Raw genomic sequence first — 21,548 nt, 5'->3', positions numbered from 1 at the left:
TGTTCGCTTGAAGTTCCCGATGATAAGCTCTATATTGTACGTGATTTCATAATTTCCAAGTACCGAATGTCTATTCGCATAACCCCTGAGGACCGCTTTCTTTTTAATGAAGGAAGCCACTTTCGCCTGTATCACAAGCTCGGCGCACATCGGGATTTGCGGGACGGTCGTGAAGGTGTTGCTTTTGCTGTTTGGGCGCCCGATGCTCGAGATGTCTCCGTCATAGGTGACTTTAATGACTGGCAGGCTGATAAGCACCCCCTTTCTGTCATTGATAACAGCGGCATTTGGGAAGGATTCATTCCGGGCGCTGTGCTTGGTCAAGCTTATAAGTACCACATCCGCTCGCGTCTCTCACGCTATGAAGTGGACAAGGCCGATCCTTTCGCGTTCAGGACCGAAATGCCGCCGAAGTCTGCTTCCATAATTCATGACCCTTCTTACGTGTGGCACGACGACAAGTGGATGATAGAGCGCAAAGAGAAAAACTCAGATCAGGCGCCAATTTCCATTTATGAAATGCACCTCGGGAGTTGGGATCGCGTCCGTGAGGACAACAATCGCTCGCTGCACTATCGTGAGCTGGCTCCACGATTGATTCGTTACTTGAAGGAAAACGGTTTCACACACGTCGAATTCTTACCGGTTATGGAGCACCCATATTATGGGTCGTGGGGCTACCAGATGAGTGCCTTCTTTGCTCCAACTGCACGGTACGGATCACCGCAAGATCTCATGTATTTGATTGATCAATTGCATGTACACGGGCTTGGTGTGATTCTGGATTGGGTACCTTCGCATTTCGCTACCGATGAGTTTGCGCTTGGATTCTTTGACGGAACCTACCTCTATGAGCATGCTGATCGCCGTCAAGGTTTTCATCCCGACTGGGGAAGTTTCATCTTCAACTACGGTCGCTCCGAAGTTCAGTCGTTTCTGATTAGTTCCGCATTCTTCTGGATGGACGTGTACCATGCCGATGGTCTTCGGGTGGATGGTGTTGCCTCGATGCTCTATTTGGACTACTCCCGCAAGGAAGGAGAGTGGATACCCAACAAGTATGGCGGGAAAGAGAACATCGAGGCGATTGAGTTTCTGAAGCGATTGAATCATGAGGTTTGTGTCGCGTTCCCCGGAACTCTTCCCATTGCAGAAGAAAGCACATCATGGGCAATGGTTACAAGGCCGCCTTACATCGGCGGTCTGGGGTTTCGAATGAAGTGGGACATGGGCTGGATGCATGATACGCTGGAGTATATGAAGCTCGATCCGGTTTTTCGAAAGTATCAACACCATCTGCTAACGTTTCGCATGCTCTATGCTTATACCGAGAACTTCGTGCTGCCGTTGTCACACGATGAAGTTGTTCACGGCAAGGGTTCCCTCTTAGGTCGAATGAGCGGCGACATGTGGCAGAAGTTTGCGAACTTAAGGTCGCTGTTTGGCTATATGTGGAGCATGCCGGGAAAGAAATTGCTCTTTATGGGCGGGGAAATCGCCCAATGGCGAGAGTGGAGTCACGACGAGTCGGTGGATTGGAATCTGCTGGAGTTCCAATCTCATTCTGGAATGCAGCGCTGGGTCCGCGACCTCAATCAGCTCTATTTCGAGGAAGCAGCACTTCACAAATACGACTTTCAGCACGAAGGCTTCGAGTGGATTGAATGCCATGATGCCGACCAATCTGTCTTCGTATTTCTTCGAAAGGGTGATTCAAACGACCCGATGATCTTAGTGGCGATGAATTTTACCCCGGTCCCACGGTACAACTATCGAGTTGGAGTTCCACTTGCCGGCACGTGGTCAGAGCGGCTTAACAGTGATGCAGAAAGCTATTGGGGTTCAGGTGTCGGGAATTTGGGTACAGTAGAGACAGTTGCTACTCCGTCTCACGGACATTTTCAATCCTTGAGTCTAACTTTACCTCCGCTCGGTGTGGTCTTTCTAAAGAGTCCCCTTCCCTAACTCAGTATCAATTTGAGTATTCCGCGACAAAACCTGTTTGGGCAACTTGCCCAGTTCGGACGTCCATTCTGGATGCTGAACATCATGGAGATGATTGAGCGACTCGCCTATTATGGCGTTCGCGTAGTTATTCCAATCTACATTGCTCAGGCAGATGAAGTTGCAGGTCTTCATTTTACGCAGACCCAGAAGGGGATCATTTTTTTCTACTGGGCTCTTGTCCAGTCGCTTGTACCTATGTTTTCAGGCGGATTTGCCGATCGTTACGGGTACAAACGAACAATCGCGTGGAGCATTGCGCTAAAGGTTGCGGGCTATCTCTTGATGGCAACGCAGCGCGAGTTCTATCCTTTCTTGTTCGGTTGCTGCGTCCTTGCGTTTGGAACAGCGGTCTTTAAGCCAGGAATACAAGGAACTCTTGTTCAAACTATCACGCGAGCGACATCGTCAGTCGGTTGGGGCACTTTCTACATGGTGGTCAACATTGGAGGATTCCTTGGACCGCCTCTGGCTCACTTCCTTTACGGATTCTCATGGCCGACTGTGTTCTACGGTTGTGCGGTGATTGTCAGTTTGAACTTCGTGATGCTATTGACTTACAAGGAAGTCCCCGCAGGCGGTGACCAGACAGGCACTCCGTGGACAATCTTCAAGACAACATGTGTCAACATGGCCCGTCCTTGGTGGTTAGTTCCTGCCGGCATGCTGGTTATTCTCATTGTCTTTTTGATTCCGTTTCCGAAAGAAGTGCGGATGGTAGCCGTCGCAGTGTCGCTTGGACTTCTGATCATCCGCACAACACGTGTCGGCGCCTTTATCTGGTTGATGTCCGGATTCTGGCTGATGTTTATGCAGCTCTTTGATATGCTGCCGAACTTCATTGTCGATTGGGTTGACAGCTCGATGATTGTCAAGGCACTTGGATTGCCCTCCTGGATGACTACTGAAACCGCACGCGGAACGATGATCACTCAGGAGTGGATGATTAATGCTAATGCCGGACTCATCGTCGTTTGCGTTGTGTTTGTATCGTACCTTGTGGCAAGAATGCGTCGCTTGACATCGATTCTCCTGGGGATGACGATTTCCGCGATCGGTCTGGTAGCAGCGGGCTTTACGATGTCGGGTTATCTTTGCATTCTGGGTATACTCTGTTTCAGCGTTGGCGAGATGCTCGCAAGTCCTAAGATGAACGACTATCTCGGAGTTATCGCGCCTGAAGGCCAGAAGGCCCTTTACATGGGCTATGCAAACATTCCGCTTGCAATTGGCTGGAGCTACGGATCGCTGATGGGTGGCCAAGTCTATGATCGAATGGGTGACAAGGCAAACTTGTCGCTAAACTATCTTGCAACGAAGTTCGGCATAACAAATGGTCAATCGCCAGAAGATATTGTTGCTAAGGTGCAGGCCGCAGGTGTAGATTCCTCAAGAGCCGTCAGGCTTGTGTCGGAAGCTTTCGTCGAAGGCGAGGGAATTGCCCGAACTAAGGCCACTGAGTTTCTGCAGTCCGTCTCAGGTATGGATGCAATGCAGGTCATGCAAACACTATGGAATGCATATCACCCGTACAAACTATGGTACCAGTTTGCTGCAATCGGCATTTTCTCCGCAATCGGTGTTGCAATTTACGCTCACTTTGCAAATAAGTGGAACGCCAAGGATGTTTGAAAGTTATCATCAGACTAATGAGTTTAGAATATGCTTACTCACGTAATACCGGCGAAACGTACAGAGCAAGTAACATATGCCGTTCGTGACGTTGTCGTTGTAGCACAGCAGGTTGCCGCAAGTGGGCGCGAGATGCTCTATTTGAACATTGGCGATCCGAACCTCTTTGATTTTGTTACACCACCACATATCATTGAGGCGACACTTCGCGCGATGCGAGACAATCACAATGGATATGCACCTTCAAGCGGAATTAGAGAAGCTACGGAGTCCATCCGCCGTCAGGCTGACCGCAATGGTATAAAAAATATTCGCGATGTTTTTGTGACGACTGGTGCAAGCGAGGCAATTGAAGTCTGCTTTTCGGCACTGGTAAATGCGGGTGAACATGTCTTGACACCAACTCCCGGCTATCCGCTTTACACTGCAGTTCTCGCCAAGCTCGAAGCAAAGGAAATTCCCTACTATCTTGACGAAGAGAACAGTTGGCAGCCGGATCTCGAAGACATCGCTGCGAAGATTACTCCCAAGACTCGTGCTATTGTCCTAATCAACCCGAACAACCCGACAGGATCGGTATGTGAGCGCAGGACTCTGGAAGGGATTCTCGAACTCGCACGACGTCATAATCTTGTCATTTTCGCAGATGAAATTTACGATAAGCTGATTCTCGATGGCGGTGAGCATATCTCCATCGCATCTTTGGATCATGAGCATCCTATCGTCACGTTCAATGGGATGTCAAAAGCATATGTTGCGCCGGGCTTTCGCATTGGTTGGGGTGTTGTATCTGGCAGTTCCTCAGTCTTGAATGACTATGTAGAGGCACTTAATAAACTTCTTCGTGCCAGACTTTCCGCTAATCATCCTGAACAGTATGCCATTGCGCCAGCACTCGACGGTGACCAGTCGCATTTGTCTGAGATCAAGGCAAAGCTGTCGCGCCGGCGAGATCTCACGGTTAAGATGTTAAATGATATTCCCGGGATTTCATGCGTGACTCCGCGCGGTGCCTTTTATGCCTTTCCAAAACTCAGTATTGAACAGACTGATGAAGACTTTGTTCGTGAGTTGATTAAGGCAACAGGCGTGGTCACTGTACATGGCTCCGGTTTTGGTCAACGTCCAGGTACAAAGCACTTCCGCGTCGTGTTTCTGCCTCCCGAGGAAACACTGAGGAAAGCTTTTGGGCACATTGCGGAGTTTCTCGCAGTATTTAAACCTGCGTCGTAACACTTCATCTCGCATGCACAAAAAAGAGCCCTCGTAGAAGCGAGGGCTTTTTATACTCGTGCGATAATGAGCTATGGGACAGCTTTCAGCATCGCCGTTACAAGTTGCTCGGGGAACATGCCGAGGATAATGATCAGTAGCGATGAGATTGCCAGTGCAGCTTTGTACGCAACAGGTTGTCCAAACTGAACCTCTCCCTCTGCCTTTGACATGAACATTGTCGAAATGACTTTCAGGTAATAATATGCTCCCACAGCGCTGTTCAGCAGTCCAATGATCACCAACCACAGGTATCCTTGCTTGATGGCCGCCGAAAAAACGTACAACTTGCCGAAGAACCCGGCCGTCGGCGGAATGCCGATTAGTGACAACATAAAAACCGTCATGGTCAAACCGAGCAATGGATGGACAGTTCCCATTCCCCGAAGAGATTCGAATGAATAATCACCCTTGCCGCGCTGGTTAATCAGCATCAGCACTCCAAAGGCACCGAGATTCATAAATGCGTAACCAACCAGATAGAATCCCGCAGCCGCATACGCTTCCCGCGAACCAGCAATAACGGCAACCAGCATGTACCCCGCATGCGCAATAGAAGAATACGCGAGCATCCGCTTCACGCTTGTTTGCCGGATGGCTACCACGTTACCAAGAGTCATCGTCAGGACTGAAATCACGGCAAGTGCGAAAGTCCAATGCTCACTGGTTTCGGCAAGAGCAACGCCAAATACTCGAATCAATCCAACAAAAGCTGCGGCTTTCGCTCCCGTTGACATGAATGCAGTAATTGTGGTCGGTGCGCCCTCGTAGACGTCGGGTGACCAGAAGTGGAACGGGACGGCAGAAACCTTAAAAGCAAATCCTACCAACAATAGTCCGATTCCGGTTAGAGTCATCGGTCCGACACCATGGCTCTGCCGAAGGTACTCACCAATCACGGCGTAGTCCAGTGATCCTATTCCGCCAAAGATAAGGGCCATGCCATACAACAAGAAAGCCGATGAAAAAGCACCGAGGACCAAGTACTTCAATCCACCTTCCACTGAGGTCGCATCGTCTCTTCGCAGGGAGACCAACACGTATAGGGAGATGGACATCGTTTCCAGTCCGACGAAGAACAAGAGCAGATTCGCCGACGACGACATAACCATCATGCCAAATACTGACATAGCTAACAGCGAATAATACTCGCCAAGCCTGATGTTACGGTGCCTGAGATAAAGTGGCGAGAAGATTGCAGTAATGACGCCAACGACACAGAAAAGAGCACGAAACCAAGCAGAGAAACCGTCGCTAAAAAGCTGGTCGGACATCAGCATGCCGTTGCTAGTTGGCAGACTGAGGGCCAAAGCTGCAGCAACGGTCAATCCAACGGCAGTGACACCTTGAGACGCGGATGGATTTTTCTCCCTTGCCGCGATATCCACTAAAATGGCCAAGAGCGCCGTCAGTACAACCGCAAGCTCTGGCAGAACCCCAAGGAAGTCACGCATACCCATTAGTGAAGAACCCCTTGAAGCTGCGATAACTGTACCTGCTGAAACTTCTCAAGGACTAACTGCAACGACGGTTCCATCCGAACAAGGAGCGGATCCGGGTAGATACCAATCCAAAGTGCCAGCACAATGAGGACTACTATTGGCGTCGCTTCGAACAAAGTGATGTCCTTGAGTTTCTGATTTGCCTCGTGGATCAGTTTTCCGTAGAATACCCTCTGATACATCCAGAGCAGGTAAACTGCTGCAAGGATTACACCTGACGTAGCAATGACACCATACAAAGTATTGGATGCAAAAGTTCCCACCAGAATCAAGAACTCCCCTACAAATCCGTTCGTGATCGGCAAGCCTATTGACGAGAGCGCCACAATCATGAATAGGGCTGCGTAAACCGGCATCACTTTCGCGATACCGCCGTAATCCGCAATCAATCGCGTGTGTCGTCGCTCATAGACCACACCAACCAGCAAGAACAACGCACCCGTCGAGATTCCGTGATTTATCTGCTGCAATAAAGACCCCGCAAGTCCTTGCTGATTCAGTGCAAACATGCCGATCATCACAAACCCCAAGTGGGCGACAGATGAGTAGGCCACCAGCTTCTTCATGTCCTTCTGCACCATGGCTACCATCGCTCCGTACGTGATACCGATGATTGATAGCCAGCTTACCCACGGAACAAACTCCAGGGTTGCCTCGGGGAAAATTGGCAGACAGAATCTGAGAAAACCGTACGTCCCCATCTTTAGCAATACGCCCGCAAGGATAACAGAACCTGCAGTCGGAGCCTCGGTATGGGCATCAGGCAGCCACGTATGGAGTGGGAAGAGTGGTACTTTAATTGCGAAGGCCAAGCCGAATGCCAAGAACAGCCAAGTTTGAGTTCCTATAGAGTAACTCGACTGGGCCGTGACATGGAGCAAATTGAAGGTATTGCGTTGTGTTTCCGGATCTATTGTGTGGAAGTACAGGTAAAGCACACCTGCAAGCATCAAGACTGAACCTGCCATCGTGAACAGAAAGAACTTGATCGTTGCATATAACCTGCGCTGTCCGCCCCAAACACCGATTAGGAAGAACATCGGCACCAGCATCACTTCCCACATAACGTAGAACACAAATAGGTCAAGCGCGGCAAAGACGCCGATCATACCTGCTTCCAAGAGCATGAAGAAGAAGTGATATTCGTGAACTCGGTCCTGAATGCTATGCCAACTGGCGAGAATACACAAAACGGTCAATAGAGTCGTTAAGACAATCAGAAATAGGCTGATGCCGTCAACTCCAAGATGCCAGTCGGCGCCAATTGAGGGTACCCAAGGCACCTTTTCGATCATCTGAAAACTCGCCTCGCCAACTTTGAAGATAGAGAGTACGGACAGCGAGACGAGAAACGTAACGAGCGATCCAGCCAAGGCCAAGACGCGGACAAGCCCAGGCGAAGTGCGAGGAACGAGCAACACCAGCAAACTGGTTAAGGCGGGGATGGCTATGCAGAGTGTCAACAGCATAAGCAGCCTATCCCAAAACTGTCCACAATATTGCGCTCAAAAGCAACACTACGCCCAAGCTCATCATCACAGCGTAGTTCTGCGTAACACCCGTCTGGATCTTACGAACTACTCCACCAAGGCCGCTCAAAGTCGAGCCGACTCCATTGACTGCGCCATCGACCGTTCCAATGTCAATGTACTTTGCAAAGAGTTCAGACAATTTCACCAGTGGCTGGGAAATCATCGTATCATAGATCTGATCAACCCAATACTTGTTGTAGAGTAACCGTTGGGCACTCGACTTGCCTAATGCTTCCACAGTCGGTGACTTGCCGAGGTACCAAGATCTTGCGAGCAGAATTCCCAAGAGTGCTATCACTACGGAAACAACCATCAAGACATACTCTGCTGTAGGTACGCCGTGATGAGTGCCTCCGTGTGCGCCCGTTGTTTCGGAAATCAGGGGCAGAAGCCACGTGTGGAAGGGGTTACTGCCTCCTAGTGCATGAGGGACGCCGACATATCCGCCAATGATCGAGAAGACGGCAAGCACTATCAGTGGGATTGTCATTAGCTTAGGCGACTCATGAACGTGGTGCTCTTGAGACTTCGATCCTCTGAACTTGCCGAAGAATGTAAGATACAGTAACCGAAACATGTAGAATGCAGTACAGAAAGCGGCTGTCGCGCCTATGGCCCAGAGAACATAATTATGGGACTCAAAAGTCTTCCAAAGAATCTCGTCCTTTGAAAAGAAGCCAGCAAGTCCAGGGATTCCAGCAATTGCAAGCGTACCCACCAGAAACGTCCAATATGTAGTCGGCATCTTGCTCTTTAGTCCACCCATTAGACGAATATCTTGTTCGTCGGACATACCGTGAATTACCGATCCCGAACCAAGGAACAACAGCCCTTTGAAGAATGCGTGGGTCATCAAATGGAAGATGGCCGCCGTGTAAGCGCCAACGCCACAAGCCAAGAACATGAAACCAAGCTGACTGACCGTGGAATAGGCAAGCACTTTCTTTATGTCGGTCTGGACAAGGCCAATGGTTGCCGCGAATAGTGCGGTTAACGCGCCGACCCACGCGACAACATCCATTGCGATAGGCGAAAGCGTAAATAGGAAATTAGAGCGTACAACCATGTACACTCCGGCCGTGACCATCGTTGCGGCGTGAATCAGCGCAGACACTGGCGTCGGGCCAGCCATTGCGTCCGGCAACCAGGTGTAGAGTGGCAGTTGTGCAGATTTGCCCGTCGCACCCATAAACAATAGCAGGCAGATTGCCGTAATGACGCCGGCACCGATCGGGTATGCTTGCGCCATCGGCGCAATCTCACGGAAGTTGATAGTCCCGAATGTCGTCCAAATCAGGAAGATCGCGAGCAGGAAGCCGAAGTCGCCAATCCTATTCATGATGAAGGCCTTCTTCCCTGCCGAAGCCTTCAGCTCGTCAGTATACCAGAATCCAATCAACAAATACGAGCAAAGCCCCACACCTTCCCAACCCACGAACATGACCAAATAGTTGCTCCCCATGACCAAAAGGAGCATGAAAAATACAAACAGGTTAAGATAGATAAAGAACTTCCTGAAGCCCTCATCACCATGCATGTAGCCGATCGAGTAAACATGTATCAGGAATGACACGCCTGTGACGACCAGCATCATAATCATGGACAGCTGGTCAGCCAAAAAACTCGCTTGCGCGGCAAAATTCCCGACCACAATCCAGCGGAACAACTCTTGCTCGAAGTGCCGTGACTCAGCGGGCATGCCGAGCAATTGAATGAAACCACCAATAGCTACGACGAAGCTGGCGCCAACCATCGCAGCCGCGACACTCCCGACCAATTTCTCCGGCTGGCCGCGCAACACAAAAGTGTTCAGCACAACACCAAGCAGAGGGAAAAGCGGGATTAGATAAAGCAGGTCGAGCATTTATCCTCGCAGCGCACTCAGCGCGTCGATATTCATAGTTCCGCGTTTCCTCCACACGGAAATCAATATGGCAAGCCCCACCGCAACTTCTGCGGCCGCGACACATAGCACAAAGAACACAATTACCTGAGCTTCTTGATTCAAGGCGTGGCGCGCCAAAGCGACAAAACTCAGGTTAACCGCATTCAGCATCAATTCTACACACATTAAGATGATGATAAGATTCTTCCGTGTCAGGACGCCCATCACCCCGATACCAAAGAGAACAGCTGAGAGCAGAAGATAGTGGGCCAATTCAACGGCCATCTTTGCCCTCCCCGTCGGACTTCCTTACCAGTGCCACCGCTCCGATCATAGCTGTTAGCAGCAGCACCGAGGTTGCTTCAAAAGCAAACAAGTACTTACTGAACAAAAGAGCGCCAAGAGGCTTCACCTCACCGAATTCATCAGGAACTGCAAGCATGTCCGGAAGAACCGCACTGCCGCGCACAATTGCCATAAAGAGAATCAGCAGCGTCAGACCTGCCACAGCAAGACCGGCTATGCGCCATCCCTTCGGGAGTCTCTCTTCTATTTGACGCAAATTCAGTAACATAATAACAAAAAGCAGGAGCACAATGATGGCTCCTGCATAAACGATGATCTGAATTGCTGCGAGAAATGGGGCGGCCAGCAAGACATAGAGGCCAGCCAGACAAAACATTGTAACAATCAAGTAGAGCGCGCTGCCAATCGGCGACGGAGAAGTCACGACCAGCAGGGCCGACAAAATTGACCCGAGCGCGAGTAACAAAAATAGTACTGTTTCGAGGCCCATTTTCGGTCAAAATCTTCGCGGGAACTCTATAACATCCACAGATTGCTGAATATAGCGGTTTCTCCAGAAAAAGTCAATCATTTTGTGAAGGATTGCACATGTATTGGGAAAGCTTCTATATTGTTTTTGTTTGGCTTGCAGGCTCGCTAAGAGAACGGACTAAGAGATTGAACCGCTGCTGGAGGCCGCTTGCGCGGTTCTTAAACGCAAGACATCGGCAATCAACTCTTGCGCCAGAGTGATCTTCAATTCATGTGGGATTTCTATGACAGGTAAACCGCCTTGAATCGGTGACATGCGAACTTTGTCTTTACCTGTCATAAGAATCGAACTTGCACCACGCTTCTGTGCATCAATCTGGACGCTCCTTAACTCCCGCGCCGAAAACGCGTGGTGATCACGATACGCGCGATGTCCCACCAAGCGGATGCCAGCATCTTCCAGCGACTGACGCACTCTCTCTGGCCTTGCAATTCCGGTAAGGAGAAACGCTGGCTGAGTTACGGAGGAACTCCAGGCTTCGGACAGCGGAACAGACGCAACGTGAATAATGGTTTTCCCGAATCGATCCGCCAGCTGCTCTGCCGTGCTTCCTTCACCATTTACTACAAACGCAGAGGCACGTGCCAAGGCAGAAACCGGCTCTCTTAAAGGACCCGCGGGCAACAATCTACCATTTCCCAGAGGATTCAATGCGTCCAAAACTACCATGTCAATATCCCTGGCCAAAGCACGATGCTGGAAGCCGTCGTCCAGGATAATCAGCTTGGTACCATACTTCTTGACCGCGAAGCGAGCGCTTTCGACTCGCTTGGCGCAAGAAATCACAAGCAAACCTGGGCAACTACGCTTGATGAGAAGTGGTTCGTCTCCTGCTTCCCGCCAGTCTGAGAACTCTGTCACTACCACGAGTTCTCTGGACTTCCGGCCATATCCACGCGAGAGTACTGCGATTCGATCTTGATCCGCAAGGTCTGGGAACTGCAGGGAAAGAAGTCTCGCCAGAGCTATCACGAAGGGAGTCTTCCCTGTACCTCCCACTGTAATATTGCCAACGGAAAGAACTGGTACCGGGGCCTTCCACCCACCCTGTCTATCCCAGTAGCGGTGAAATAATCTTGCACCGACTCCATAGAAGTATTCAGGTAACCTGAGAATCATGCGAAGCAGACTTTGCCAACATGCGTGGACTGAGATTGCCGGTAAATCGGGCTCTGAGTTGCCCCGAAGTAGTGAACAGCGTCACGTCGTCCATCGGGTACAATCACGGTGTCTACTTTATGACAGCTTTCATTCGATCCAATTCGCTTAAGAACTCTGAAACAGACTTATAACGCTTGTACACTGAAGCAAATCTCACATAAGCAACTTCGTCTACCCTGGAAAGTTCCTCGAGTATCCACTGGCCAATTTGAGAGGAAGTCACTTCGCGGCTCATGTCCGCGAGCACACGCGCTTCAATTGCTGCTGTCATCGTCTCAATTGAGTTCGCCGTTACGGGACGTTTCGTGCAGGCAATTGAAAGTCCGCGGTAGACCTTTTCTCGATCAAATGGCTCGCGAGCTCCGTCAGACTTGATAACTTGCACAACACGGTCTTCGACGGACTCGTATGTCGTGAATCTGTGACCGCATTTCAAACACTCGCGGCGTCGGCGAATGGCACGACCCTCCTTTGCAGGTCGCGAATCAATCACGCGGTCGTCGTCAGTGCTGCAAAACGGGCAGCGCAAGGTTGGTACTAAGTCCTGTACTGTAGAGGCGAGGAGTAAAGCGGAAAACCTGAGGCAAGATCCTGAACATCCGTTCGAACTTCAGATATTACATCGTCAGAATCAAGATTCTGGATCACACGATCAATAAGGCGGGCGATCCGTTTCATCTCATCGGGTCCCATCCCTCTTGAAGTTACGGCCGGCGAACCAATTCGCACTCCGGAAGTTACAAGTGGTTTCTGCGGATCGAACGGAACCATGTTCTTATTGACCGTAATGTCCGCAGCTTCAAGTGCCCTTTCTGCAGCCTTTCCAGTTTTGCCCATCGGCGAGAGGTCGAGCAATATAAGATGTGTGTCGGTGCCACCAGACACAACTTTGTAGCCACGTGCCATAAACTCGTCAGCGAGAACTTTGGCATTCTCGACTACGCGTTTTGCGTATTCTCGAAAAGCCGGGGTCAATGCCTCACCAAAAGCAACAGCCTTCGCCGCGATCACATGCATGAGCGGGCCGCCTTGTACCCCGGGAAAAACCCACGAATCAAGTGCGTCCCAGAAGCTCTTTGGCTTCGGCATCCCGCCCAGGAGTAGCTCACCGCCTTCCTGCGATGACAGAATGATTCCGCCGCGCGGGCCGCGCAACGTCTTATGAGTTGTCGAAGTAACAGCATGACAGAACGGAACGACGTCGGGATGAACTTTGCCCGCGACGAGTCCGGAAAAGTGCGACATGTCGCAAATCAAATAAGCATCTATTTCATCGGCGATTTCGCGAAACTTGGCAAGCTCCCATTTGCGGGGATAGGCCGACGATCCGGTCATAATCAGTTTCGGCTTGTGCTCACGTGCTTTGCGTGCTACATCATCCATGTCTACAAGATTCGAGTCACGGGTCACACCGTAACTCACCACTTCGAACATTCTCCCCGAGAAGTTAACAGGCGAACCATGGGTCAGGTGGCCGCCATGCGCCAAATCCATTCCGAGAATCTTGTCGCCTGGTTTCAAGAATGTGTAGTAGACCGCCATATTCGCCTGCGCACCAGAATGCGGCTGAACGTTCGCCCATTTCGCACCGAATAGATCTTTCGCGCGATCAATAGCTAACGTCTCTACTTCGTCAACATACTTACAACCGCCATAATACCGCTTGCCGGGTAAACCTTCCGCGTACTTGTTGGTCATAACATTGCCCATTGCTTCCATAACAGCCGGCGAGACAAAGTTCTCGGAAGCGATGAGCTCAAGACCAGTATTCTGGCGACTACGCTCGCGCTCTATAATGGACGCGACTGCGGGGTCGCTCTCTTGCAAGAAGTTCTTCAAATGTGAGTGCATGACTATTCCTACTTATCTAAAGTGCGGCGCTTGCGTTGGAACCATCGCTCGTGCATGTCCATTTGCATATAGAAGCGCACATAATTCTCGGATACATCCAAGCTCTGAGGTTCTCGACGGCCCATCTCAAGTGCAAAATGCAATTTCCCAGCTTGCTGGCTGAGCGGCAATGACGTACCAAGAGCAATTGCTGTCTCAGTAACGTCATTCTGAGAGCTTTCTAATTGCCAAGGCTGAAGTCGATGAGCGAGACCGGCGCGGAAATCCCAACGGTCGAATCCTTCGTCGGTGATACGGGTTCCACCCTTGCGTTCAATGCCCAGCATGATCGATGTTGTCTCGATTCCGCGCAAGGTGCTGGCCGCGTACATAGGACCAAATTCGGCCTTGCTCCAACTCTGCTGACGGACATCTGCAAATAGACTCCACAGACGGTGCCACTGATATCCAACACCGACGCCGTATGCGCCAGGTCGGTCGCCACTCGTTTCTTGAAGGACAGGATTCCCGCCGTGGTTGACCGCACTTTCATAAGCAAAATCTCCGCTTGCCTTTGAACGCCAAAATCCCCCAAGACTCAGCCTCTCGGTCGCTCTGATGTGCACAGAAGCTCCTCCCCAAAACCCACTGAATCGCTGAACGTCTCTGAAAGACGCGTCACGCGCTCCATTGGTTGCCTCCGGGAAATCCAGGTCACTAATGACTTCAAGGTGCTCCGTCAGAAAACCTGCTGTCGCTCCAATGGAAAGCTTCGAAGAAACTACAATCGCATGGTCCCAACGAATATCCACTCCGCTCCCTTGCCACGACATACGACTCTCGTACGGCTCGGAAATCACTTCGCCTCCCGACTCATAGAAGAGAGTGTCAATTCCAAATACACGCACGTCCGATCGCCGGATGGGATCAATGCCTAATGCAGTGCGATACCGTGGGTGAAGCCTGAGATAGAGTCGAAAAGACTGCCAGCCGAACTCGCTGTCCGTATCGCCGTTCGAGCCTTCCGTCGAGTTGTATAAACCTGTGAACATGCCGGCTCGCAGCATGGTTCCTGAGAGTGCCCCCATTTGCGCACTGTTGTCCGAGTGAATCCCAAGACTATCCCAAATAGCCAGACCCGCGCCTCCCAAGCCCACCGATCTTACACCGCCGGTATGCAACGGATCCCCGGTCGGCTGCGCGCCAAAAATTGACCCACCTGCCAACGCTTGTGAACAAGATACAAAGAGGAATACAAGAAAGATCATGGCTCGACCCACCAAATCTCGAGTCGTGGTCGAAGCGAGTCGATTTCGCTGTCGTGAGCATGGAAGTATTGGCGTGACACTACGTCACTTTCCAAAGTCGCCTGCACGGAAAATCCACCATAGGACGTCGGATTCCCCACAACTGATGCGAGTACGTTGGTCAGTTCAAAAGTTATTTGCACGTTGTCGGAGCCGAATGAACTTGAGCTGATGGCGACGAAGTTTTGACGTGCGCTATCCGGATCAGCAAACCAAAGAGTGTCAGTCAGCGACGCATCCTTGTACAGAAAATTCGAGCCACTGTAAAGAAGACTTCCCGGTACGTCAAGATCTGCAAAGAAATGAAGTCGACCTCGCACAACTGTTCGTAGCGGGTTTGAAACAACACTGTCTAACGGAAAATATAACAGCGCGCGACGATAGGCACCCTGGCTGATTCGCAGACGGCCGGGTAGCGGTTCGCTCAAATCTTCTGCGACATAACCGTCGTCAATTGCATACAACGTATCAGCCCACGAGGAAGGAGCAGAGGCTGAGTCAGTGGAGAATTCCCGACCGATGATCTCGAGAAATGTGCGAAATGCTACTGCGCCTTCGGCTGATTGAAACCCGACAATCACGCCGGGATTCGCAGCTTCAAACAGGATTCCGAAATTCATCGAGTCCTCAACGAGCCAGGACTCCCACACGCTATCAGGCAGATACCAATACAGGGAGTCTGCAGCATCAACGCCAGTGGGAACAAGGATCGTGTCTATCACGGGGTAGTTTGAGCGATCTGCAAAAACGCCCTGAACCAGAGAGTCTTCATCCCATGGTTGTGTAACCTGCTTGATCAACATGCGCAAATCGGGTGAACTTCCCCGCCCCGGGTAAATCCGGTCAACTCGCAATCGAATTCGGGCTGTGTCCAATTCAAAACTGTCAGGCAAGACATCCCTTGGCTGAAACCGTAGAGCCGAGACGACTCGAAAGCTCTCCGCTTCGCCGATTTGCAAGGTGCTGCCACGACCCGGCGAAAGGTCTAAGTCCCATTCGGCCGATCTTGTTGCGACAATAGTTGATTGTCCCTCTTGCCCTTCCGGTCGCAACGGAATAGCGCCAGTTCCAACATCTGACTCACGCTGTGCACAACCAAACACACCAAGCAGAAAGAGTGAACAAGCCAAGGCAGCGGTATTACTTAAATGTCTCAATGTCTTTTCTAGTTTTGTGTACCACAACCGGAACAGTACCGTTTAGTCAACGGTTCTCACGTTTCCCGGCCGTAGAGCAAATCGGAGGTTACGTAAGTAGATGATCATTGCCAGCAAATAGCCTGCAATAAACACCGGATCTTTGCGTACAAAAGAGTAAAAGAGTAGCACAAGCGCACCGGCAATAGAAAAGTACCAAAAGGAACGTGGAACGACAGTCCGTCGAGCTCTTTCGGTGGCAATCCATTGAATGATGAACCGTGTGAAAAACAGAACTTGACCGGCCAAACCGAGCAGCGTCCATCCATCCACCTGAACTTGACCAATCATTGGGATCTGCATCGCTTAGGACTTCGTCATAAGCTCAAAAAACTCCGCATTCGAGCGCGTGTCGCGCATTTTGTCCAAAATGAACTTCATCGATTCGAATGAATTCCCGTGATCAAGCACACTTCTCAATGCGTACATCTTCTGAAGCACCATCGGGGTCAACAACTGCTCCTCGCGGCGTGTACCTGAGCGCAAAACGTCTATTGCGGGGAAGACGCGCATCTCCGCGAGGCGACGGTCGAGCACTAATTCCAAGTTGCCCGTGCCCTTGAATTCTTCGAAAATCACTTCGTCGGCACGAGACCCCGTATCAATGAGTGCTGTGGCAAGTATTGTCAAGCTTCCGCCCTCCTCAATGTTACGTGCGGCACCAAAGAACCGCTTTGGCTCATAGAGTGCGCTCGCGTCAATACCTCCGGAGAGCACGCGTCCAGAGTGGGGCATTACTGAATTGTGTGCCCGAGCCAAGCGCGTAATGGAGTCCAATAGAATTACGACATCCTTTCCCAACTCCACCATGCGCTTTGCGCGTTCCAGAACCATGTTGGCGACCTGAACATGACGCTCTGCCTTCTCATCAAATGTTGACGATACCACTTCTCCTTTAACGGAACGCTCCATGTCCGTAACTTCTTCCGGTCGTTCGTCGATAAGCAGGACGAGCAACTCAACCTGCGGATGATTTGCCGTGATTGCATTTGCCATTTTTTGCAGGATGATCGTCTTTCCCGTCCTGGGTGGTGCAACGATCAGACCGCGTTGCCCCATTCCTACCGGGGCAAAAATATCGATCACACGCAAAGTCAAATCCTTGGCATCAAGTTCCATCTTGAACTTGTTGTCAGGATAAATTGGAGTCAAGTCATCGAAGTGAACGATCTCCTTGGTGACATCAGGGTTCGTTCCGTTTACATTATGCACCTTGAGCAGCGCGAAGAATCGCTCACCCTCTTTCGGCGGCCTTACCTGTCCGGTGATCAAATGCCCGGTTCTGAGGCCGAAACGCTTGATCTGTGATGGAGAGACATAGACGTCATCAGGGCTTGGTAGATACGATGCCTGAGCGCTTCGCAAAAATCCGTAGCCATCCGGAAGAATCTCAAGCACGCCACTTGCGGTCAAGACTTCATCTTTTGCAGATTGCCGCGCGAGGATCTTGAAGATAAGCTCGTGCTTTGGTAAACCGGACGTTTCCTGTACCTCAAGTTGTTTGCCCAAGGTGATTAAGTCCGGTACTGTCATTGCTTGCAGGGTTGAAATGTCCATGGCTTCAAACGATTTGAAAGGTGAGAGAATTGAGGGGAATGATTTGCAAACTCTTGACAGTGCAAACACAATGTCAAAAGCCGGGAAGGGACTACGCTAATACCTTACGTTTGCTTAGATCTTCAACGGAGACAGTCTCAATGGTGAGATCTGTTGAATTCAAGAAAAGTGATTCCACGACTTTGAAAAGTGCATCGGTGACATCGCTGCTGTAAATCGTGACGCTACCTTGTTGCTTTTGTGGTTCAGGCAACAGCAGCTTAAGTTCTTCAGCGGTGACTGACGGAGTGTTAACCAAATTGACATGCCTGCCCATTGCATGCTGGATGTGCTCGCGAAAGAACTCGTAGTGGGTACAGCCCAGCACAACGGTATCCACAAGTGCGGCTTTCAAGCGGTCCAAGTAGTGCTCGACGATAAGCCGAGGAATGTCACCTTGAGTCCACCCTTCTTCAACCAAAGGCACAAGCAAGGGACACCCCTGCGAAGTGATTTCAACGTTTGGGACCAACTCTTTAAGCACCGTTGCATACGTATTCCGCTTCACGGTCGCAGTCGTCGCGAGCACACCGATTCGCCTGTTTGTCGTAAGTTTCGCCGCCGCGCTGGCCGTTGGGTGGAGTACGTTGATTACTGGCGCGGAGAATATACTTTCGACATCTTTAAGCGCAACAGCAGAGACTGTGTTACAGGCGATGACGACGGCTTTTGGATCAAAGTCAGCCAGAAACGCCGCGCATTCACAGGCATATCGGCTTATCAACGCCGGACTAAGAGACGCATAAGGAACGCGCGCTCGGTCGGCAAGAAAAACAAAGTTCTCATGAGGCAGAGCTTGACACAGCGCGGCCAGTACTGTCAGACCGCCAAGTCCCGAGTCAAAAACTGCAATGGGTCTGCTATGACCAGTCACACTTTGCGACTCCATCACCTCGACGCTGATTCCATTTCTGTCTTCATTCTCAATACCGAGGCGGCAATCGCCTCTGCAATCAACTGACGTCCGCGCTCCGTCCCAAGCACGAGCATATCTTCCGGATTAGACAAATACCCGCACTCCAGCAGAATCGCCGGCATCGAAGCGCCCATTAAGACATAGAATCCAGCCTGATCAACACCCCGACTTCGCAACTTCGTTTTCACAGACAACTCTTCCAAAAGAACCTCAGACCAGCGTTCACTGTCACGCAGGTACTGGCTTGTCGCCATGCTCAAAAGAATGTGATTCTCTTCAGGTAATTCTTCGTAGCGTTCTACGCCTCGTTCCAATTCAATGACTTGATTTTCTTTAGCTGCAACCTCAATCGCGCGTTCGGTTCTTGCGGGCTTCAAGATGTAGCACTCCGCCCCTCCAATTGTCGGATCCTTGTAGCTATTGCAGTGAATGGATATGAATAAATCTCCAGATTCAGCATTAGCCATTCTCGTTCTCTGCCCGAGTGTCAAGAACTCGTCTGCACGGCGTGTCAAAACAACGGGAACGCCCATCCCGGTCAAAGCGAGCTCTGTGCGACGCGCGATATCAAGAACGATGTCCTTCTCCGTATAGCCCTGCAGCCCCTTGCCGCCCGGATCCTTCCCACCATGGCCCGCGTCCAAGATTACCTTCCCGAACTGCCATGAACGTTGAGTGCCTGACAGGGGTCCAACCTCGATCGGTATGATCACGCCGCTCGCAGAATCGGCAATGCCGAGCAGTCGAATAACTTCTCCCGTCTCGCTCAATTCAATTGTTGTCGGAAACAGTTCGTCCAGATTTGGAAGTGGAATCCAAAGTGATCCATCCCACGATTCCGCAGGTGCTATTAACTGAACAAACGCACCATTCACTTCCGCAAAGCTATTCCTGACTTCCAAAACGGTTTCGCACCCAGCTGAGTTAATCCGCTCTTTGCCACGATGATTAGTTATCTCGAAGCCTGCTGATTTCGCCAGCATTGCAAGAGGAATGAGTCGCGTATCTCCTCTGTTGAGATACGGCAGACGCGAAACCGGCGTTCCCGTCAAATCTGTTAGCAATATATTCGGAGCAGCGACACTTACCGCTCCGTTCACTATGAGCAAAGAGAACAGATATGCGATCATCAAGACAGGCATAGGATTCTTACGCATAAGGTTATCTGAGCAACTTTGCCTTAGTTGAAACTCTGTAACGTGATTCAGGCTCTTCCTGACGGTCCAAGGCCGCTAATACGAGCTACCGACTTAGGTAATTGACGTGCAGACCGATTGAGGTGGCACCAATGGAGTTATTTGAAGCAATCGACCAGCCAACTTTTGCGAAGATGCTCCAGCTGCGCGAACCGACTCCAAGCCATCCAAGCAGCCTTCGGCCGTCACCCGCGATCGTTTGCAAGGGATATGCGCCAACCACACTTGGTTCATAGACGAGAAGCGGCGCGACACCTGTGGGCACCGAATGCAGCGAAACTCTCAATCCGGCACGAATTCTTCCGTCAACTTTTGCCGCTTGAATGTGCTCGTAAGAGCCAGCAGATGGGCGTTCACCAGTTAAGTCTCTTGCTCGCCGATCATCCAGTCGCGCAGACCACTCGAGACCTCGGCGCCACTTTATCAGTAGCCGCACATCTTGATACGTGCGATCTGCAATCGTTTCGGATGAACGCTCTTCACGAATGCCCCGTGCAACTCGCAAGGCTAGGTTCAGTGAACTGTCGACACGGTAAAGCCATGACATGACGGCCCGAGACTCGGACTTCGAAGGTGAAACCGTAGGTGTCGCTGCGGGCGAATTCGAACTCTGAATTTCACCTGTCAGTGTATGCGCAGAGGTCGAATAAGAACTGCGAACTCCGATAACACGCTGATTCGTGGTCGGCTCGCCAAAGCTGACGAAACTCTGGCTGCGCGGTGCAAAGTAGTCGGGATCAGCGTAAACAGTGTAGACCGCGCCTGCAAAATGCCCCGTATACCCAGATAATACCATTTGCCAGGCTGATTTGTTTCCGGAACGTACTGCCTCTCCGGTTCCAGTTACATTTCGCCAAGAGGCAGAGGCAACGGCCGAGAGTTGATCAAGGCGATCACCGATTCCTACCAGCGGGATCGAGTACGCGCTGGACTGCGCAAATGTTCCGATTCGGAGATTCTCAGTGGTAAATTCGAGCGATCCTCCAAGGAGCTGCTCTTCCACGCGATCCCGCTGCAAATAGCCTGTCGAGCTTGCGGGTTGAAAGTTGCCAGTCAAAATGCCGTAGCCGCTAGAGACTTCAGCATTCCAAGGTCTGATACTGCCGAACAGCGTCGCCGAGAGTCTCTGGAATCGCCGACTTGCCGCTAGCCCGTAGAACCAGCTGGACTCCCGGGAAGTCGGGCGGGTAGACAGACCCGATCCAAGCGGAGCGAATGTTGAGCCTGCATAAGAGAATTTTCTGGCAGCACCAAAGCCCGCGCTGGAAACAAGACCAAATCCCCAGTCATGCTGAAATGTCCCGAGTGCAAAAGTGACATTCGTTGGATCGTGGCGGCCGGATATGGATACATGCACTTCATCAAAGGCACGTGGATCGTACTTGCGCCGTACTGCCAGCAGATCGGTACGAAATCGGCTGTCCGCTTGCACTCCGAGGCGCGACCTGACCCAAACATGAGATCCGGTAACGCGCTTTCCGCTATTGGCATCAAACACTGTAGAATTCAGCATCTGAACACGCTGCGATGATTGCGCATTCTCCGTACCGAATACAAAGGCACTGTCCTCGGGCAGATAGCCTTCTTCATCGGCGGACATCAACCCGTCTTCGATGCGCTCCTCTGCAGGTTGGCATAGTGCCACAATTGGCAAAATCAAAACGAATACCCAACTGAACAC

Annotated in this window: 18 protein-coding genes; 3 read left to right on the top strand and 15 right to left on the bottom strand. The window is 51.0% G+C overall.

The window, feature by feature from the left end; translation table 11 throughout:
- The first annotated feature begins 66 nt into the window (after nucleotides 1-66).
- Genes glgB through KJZ99_00520 form a run of 3 tightly spaced genes read left to right on the top strand, consistent with a single transcriptional unit; the run spans nucleotide 67 to nucleotide 4,869 of the window.
- Nucleotides 67-1,965 (top strand): 1,4-alpha-glucan branching protein GlgB, encoded by a 1,899-nt coding sequence (gene glgB, locus KJZ99_00530; GenBank protein ID MCL4304384.1) that lies wholly within the window; start codon nucleotides 67-69, stop codon nucleotides 1,963-1,965.
- Between the two features lie 12 nt (nucleotides 1,966-1,977).
- A complete protein-coding gene (locus tag KJZ99_00525) occupies nucleotides 1,978-3,636 on the top strand; it encodes an MFS transporter (protein MCL4304383.1) in 1,659 nt (552 codons plus the stop codon).
- 30 nt (nucleotides 3,637-3,666) lie between these two features.
- Nucleotides 3,667-4,869 (top strand): aminotransferase class I/II-fold pyridoxal phosphate-dependent enzyme, encoded by a 1,203-nt coding sequence (locus KJZ99_00520; protein MCL4304382.1) that lies wholly within the window; start codon nucleotides 3,667-3,669, stop codon nucleotides 4,867-4,869.
- Between the two features lie 71 nt (nucleotides 4,870-4,940).
- Here the strand turns inward: KJZ99_00520 and KJZ99_00515 are convergent, their stop codons facing one another.
- The 15 genes from KJZ99_00515 to KJZ99_00445 all read right to left on the bottom strand — a co-directional run bounded on the left by KJZ99_00515 (nucleotide 4,941) and on the right by KJZ99_00445 (nucleotide 21,548).
- The gene (locus tag KJZ99_00515; GenBank protein MCL4304381.1) at nucleotides 4,941-6,362 is read right to left on the bottom strand and encodes an NADH-quinone oxidoreductase subunit N; all 1,422 of its coding nucleotides are present in this window, start codon (nucleotides 6,360-6,362) and stop codon (nucleotides 4,941-4,943) included.
- A 5-nt stretch (nucleotides 6,363-6,367) separates the two neighbouring features.
- A complete protein-coding gene (locus tag KJZ99_00510) occupies nucleotides 6,368-7,879 on the bottom strand; it encodes an NADH-quinone oxidoreductase subunit M (protein MCL4304380.1) in 1,512 nt (503 codons plus the stop codon).
- 7 nt (nucleotides 7,880-7,886) lie between these two features.
- The gene (nuoL, locus tag KJZ99_00505) at nucleotides 7,887-9,806 is read right to left on the bottom strand and encodes an NADH-quinone oxidoreductase subunit L (protein MCL4304379.1); all 1,920 of its coding nucleotides are present in this window, start codon (nucleotides 9,804-9,806) and stop codon (nucleotides 7,887-7,889) included.
- On the bottom strand, nucleotides 9,807-10,112 hold the full coding sequence (gene nuoK, locus KJZ99_00500) for an NADH-quinone oxidoreductase subunit NuoK (GenBank protein ID MCL4304378.1): 306 nt from the start codon (nucleotides 10,110-10,112) through the stop codon (nucleotides 9,807-9,809).
- Entirely contained in the window at nucleotides 10,102-10,623 is a 522-nt protein-coding gene (locus tag KJZ99_00495; protein ID MCL4304377.1) for an NADH-quinone oxidoreductase subunit J, read from the bottom strand. The genes nuoK and KJZ99_00495 overlap by 11 nt, the downstream gene beginning before the upstream one ends.
- Nucleotides 10,624-10,782: 159 nt before the next feature.
- A complete protein-coding gene (lpxK, locus tag KJZ99_00490; protein MCL4304376.1) occupies nucleotides 10,783-11,784 on the bottom strand; it encodes a tetraacyldisaccharide 4'-kinase in 1,002 nt (333 codons plus the stop codon).
- Nucleotides 11,785-11,896: 112 nt separating this feature from the next.
- The gene (gene nrdR, locus KJZ99_00485) at nucleotides 11,897-12,355 is read right to left on the bottom strand and encodes a transcriptional regulator NrdR (protein ID MCL4304375.1); all 459 of its coding nucleotides are present in this window, start codon (nucleotides 12,353-12,355) and stop codon (nucleotides 11,897-11,899) included.
- Nucleotides 12,356-12,363: 8 nt separating this feature from the next.
- Complete coding sequence (locus KJZ99_00480; protein ID MCL4304374.1) at nucleotides 12,364-13,677, bottom strand: serine hydroxymethyltransferase; 1,314 nt, start codon at nucleotides 13,675-13,677, stop codon at nucleotides 12,364-12,366.
- Nucleotides 13,678-13,685: 8 nt separating this feature from the next.
- Nucleotides 13,686-14,924 carry a hypothetical protein gene (locus tag KJZ99_00475; protein MCL4304373.1) on the bottom strand — a complete coding sequence of 413 codons (1,239 nt, stop codon included), beginning with the start codon at nucleotides 14,922-14,924 and terminating at the stop codon, nucleotides 13,686-13,688.
- Entirely contained in the window at nucleotides 14,921-16,120 is a 1,200-nt protein-coding gene (locus KJZ99_00470; GenBank protein ID MCL4304372.1) for a hypothetical protein, read from the bottom strand. Before KJZ99_00470 ends, KJZ99_00475 begins: the two co-directional genes overlap by 4 nt.
- A gap of 42 nt (nucleotides 16,121-16,162) precedes the next feature.
- The gene (locus KJZ99_00465) at nucleotides 16,163-16,450 is read right to left on the bottom strand and encodes a lipid-A-disaccharide synthase N-terminal domain-containing protein (protein ID MCL4304371.1); all 288 of its coding nucleotides are present in this window, start codon (nucleotides 16,448-16,450) and stop codon (nucleotides 16,163-16,165) included.
- Nucleotides 16,451-16,465: 15 nt separating this feature from the next.
- Complete coding sequence (rho, locus tag KJZ99_00460; GenBank protein MCL4304370.1) at nucleotides 16,466-17,716, bottom strand: transcription termination factor Rho; 1,251 nt, start codon at nucleotides 17,714-17,716, stop codon at nucleotides 16,466-16,468.
- A gap of 91 nt (nucleotides 17,717-17,807) precedes the next feature.
- Nucleotides 17,808-18,644, bottom strand: coding sequence for a glutamate racemase (murI, locus tag KJZ99_00455; GenBank protein MCL4304369.1), 837 nt, complete (start codon nucleotides 18,642-18,644; stop codon nucleotides 17,808-17,810).
- Nucleotides 18,644-19,828, bottom strand: a complete 1,185-nt coding sequence (locus KJZ99_00450) for an N-acetylmuramoyl-L-alanine amidase (GenBank protein MCL4304368.1) — start codon at nucleotides 19,826-19,828, stop codon at nucleotides 18,644-18,646. The genes murI and KJZ99_00450 overlap by 1 nt, the downstream gene beginning before the upstream one ends.
- 85 nt (nucleotides 19,829-19,913) lie before the next feature.
- Nucleotides 19,914-21,548: a hypothetical protein gene (locus tag KJZ99_00445; protein ID MCL4304367.1), complete on the bottom strand. Its 1,635-nt coding sequence runs from the start codon at nucleotides 21,546-21,548 to the stop codon at nucleotides 19,914-19,916.

The organism is bacterium (assembly GCA_023382385.1).
Lineage (GTDB): Bacteria > Electryoneota > RPQS01 > RPQS01 > RPQS01 > JABWCQ01.
Note: the sequence above shows the minus strand (reverse complement) of the source record. Positions and strands in the feature narration are given on the sequence as shown.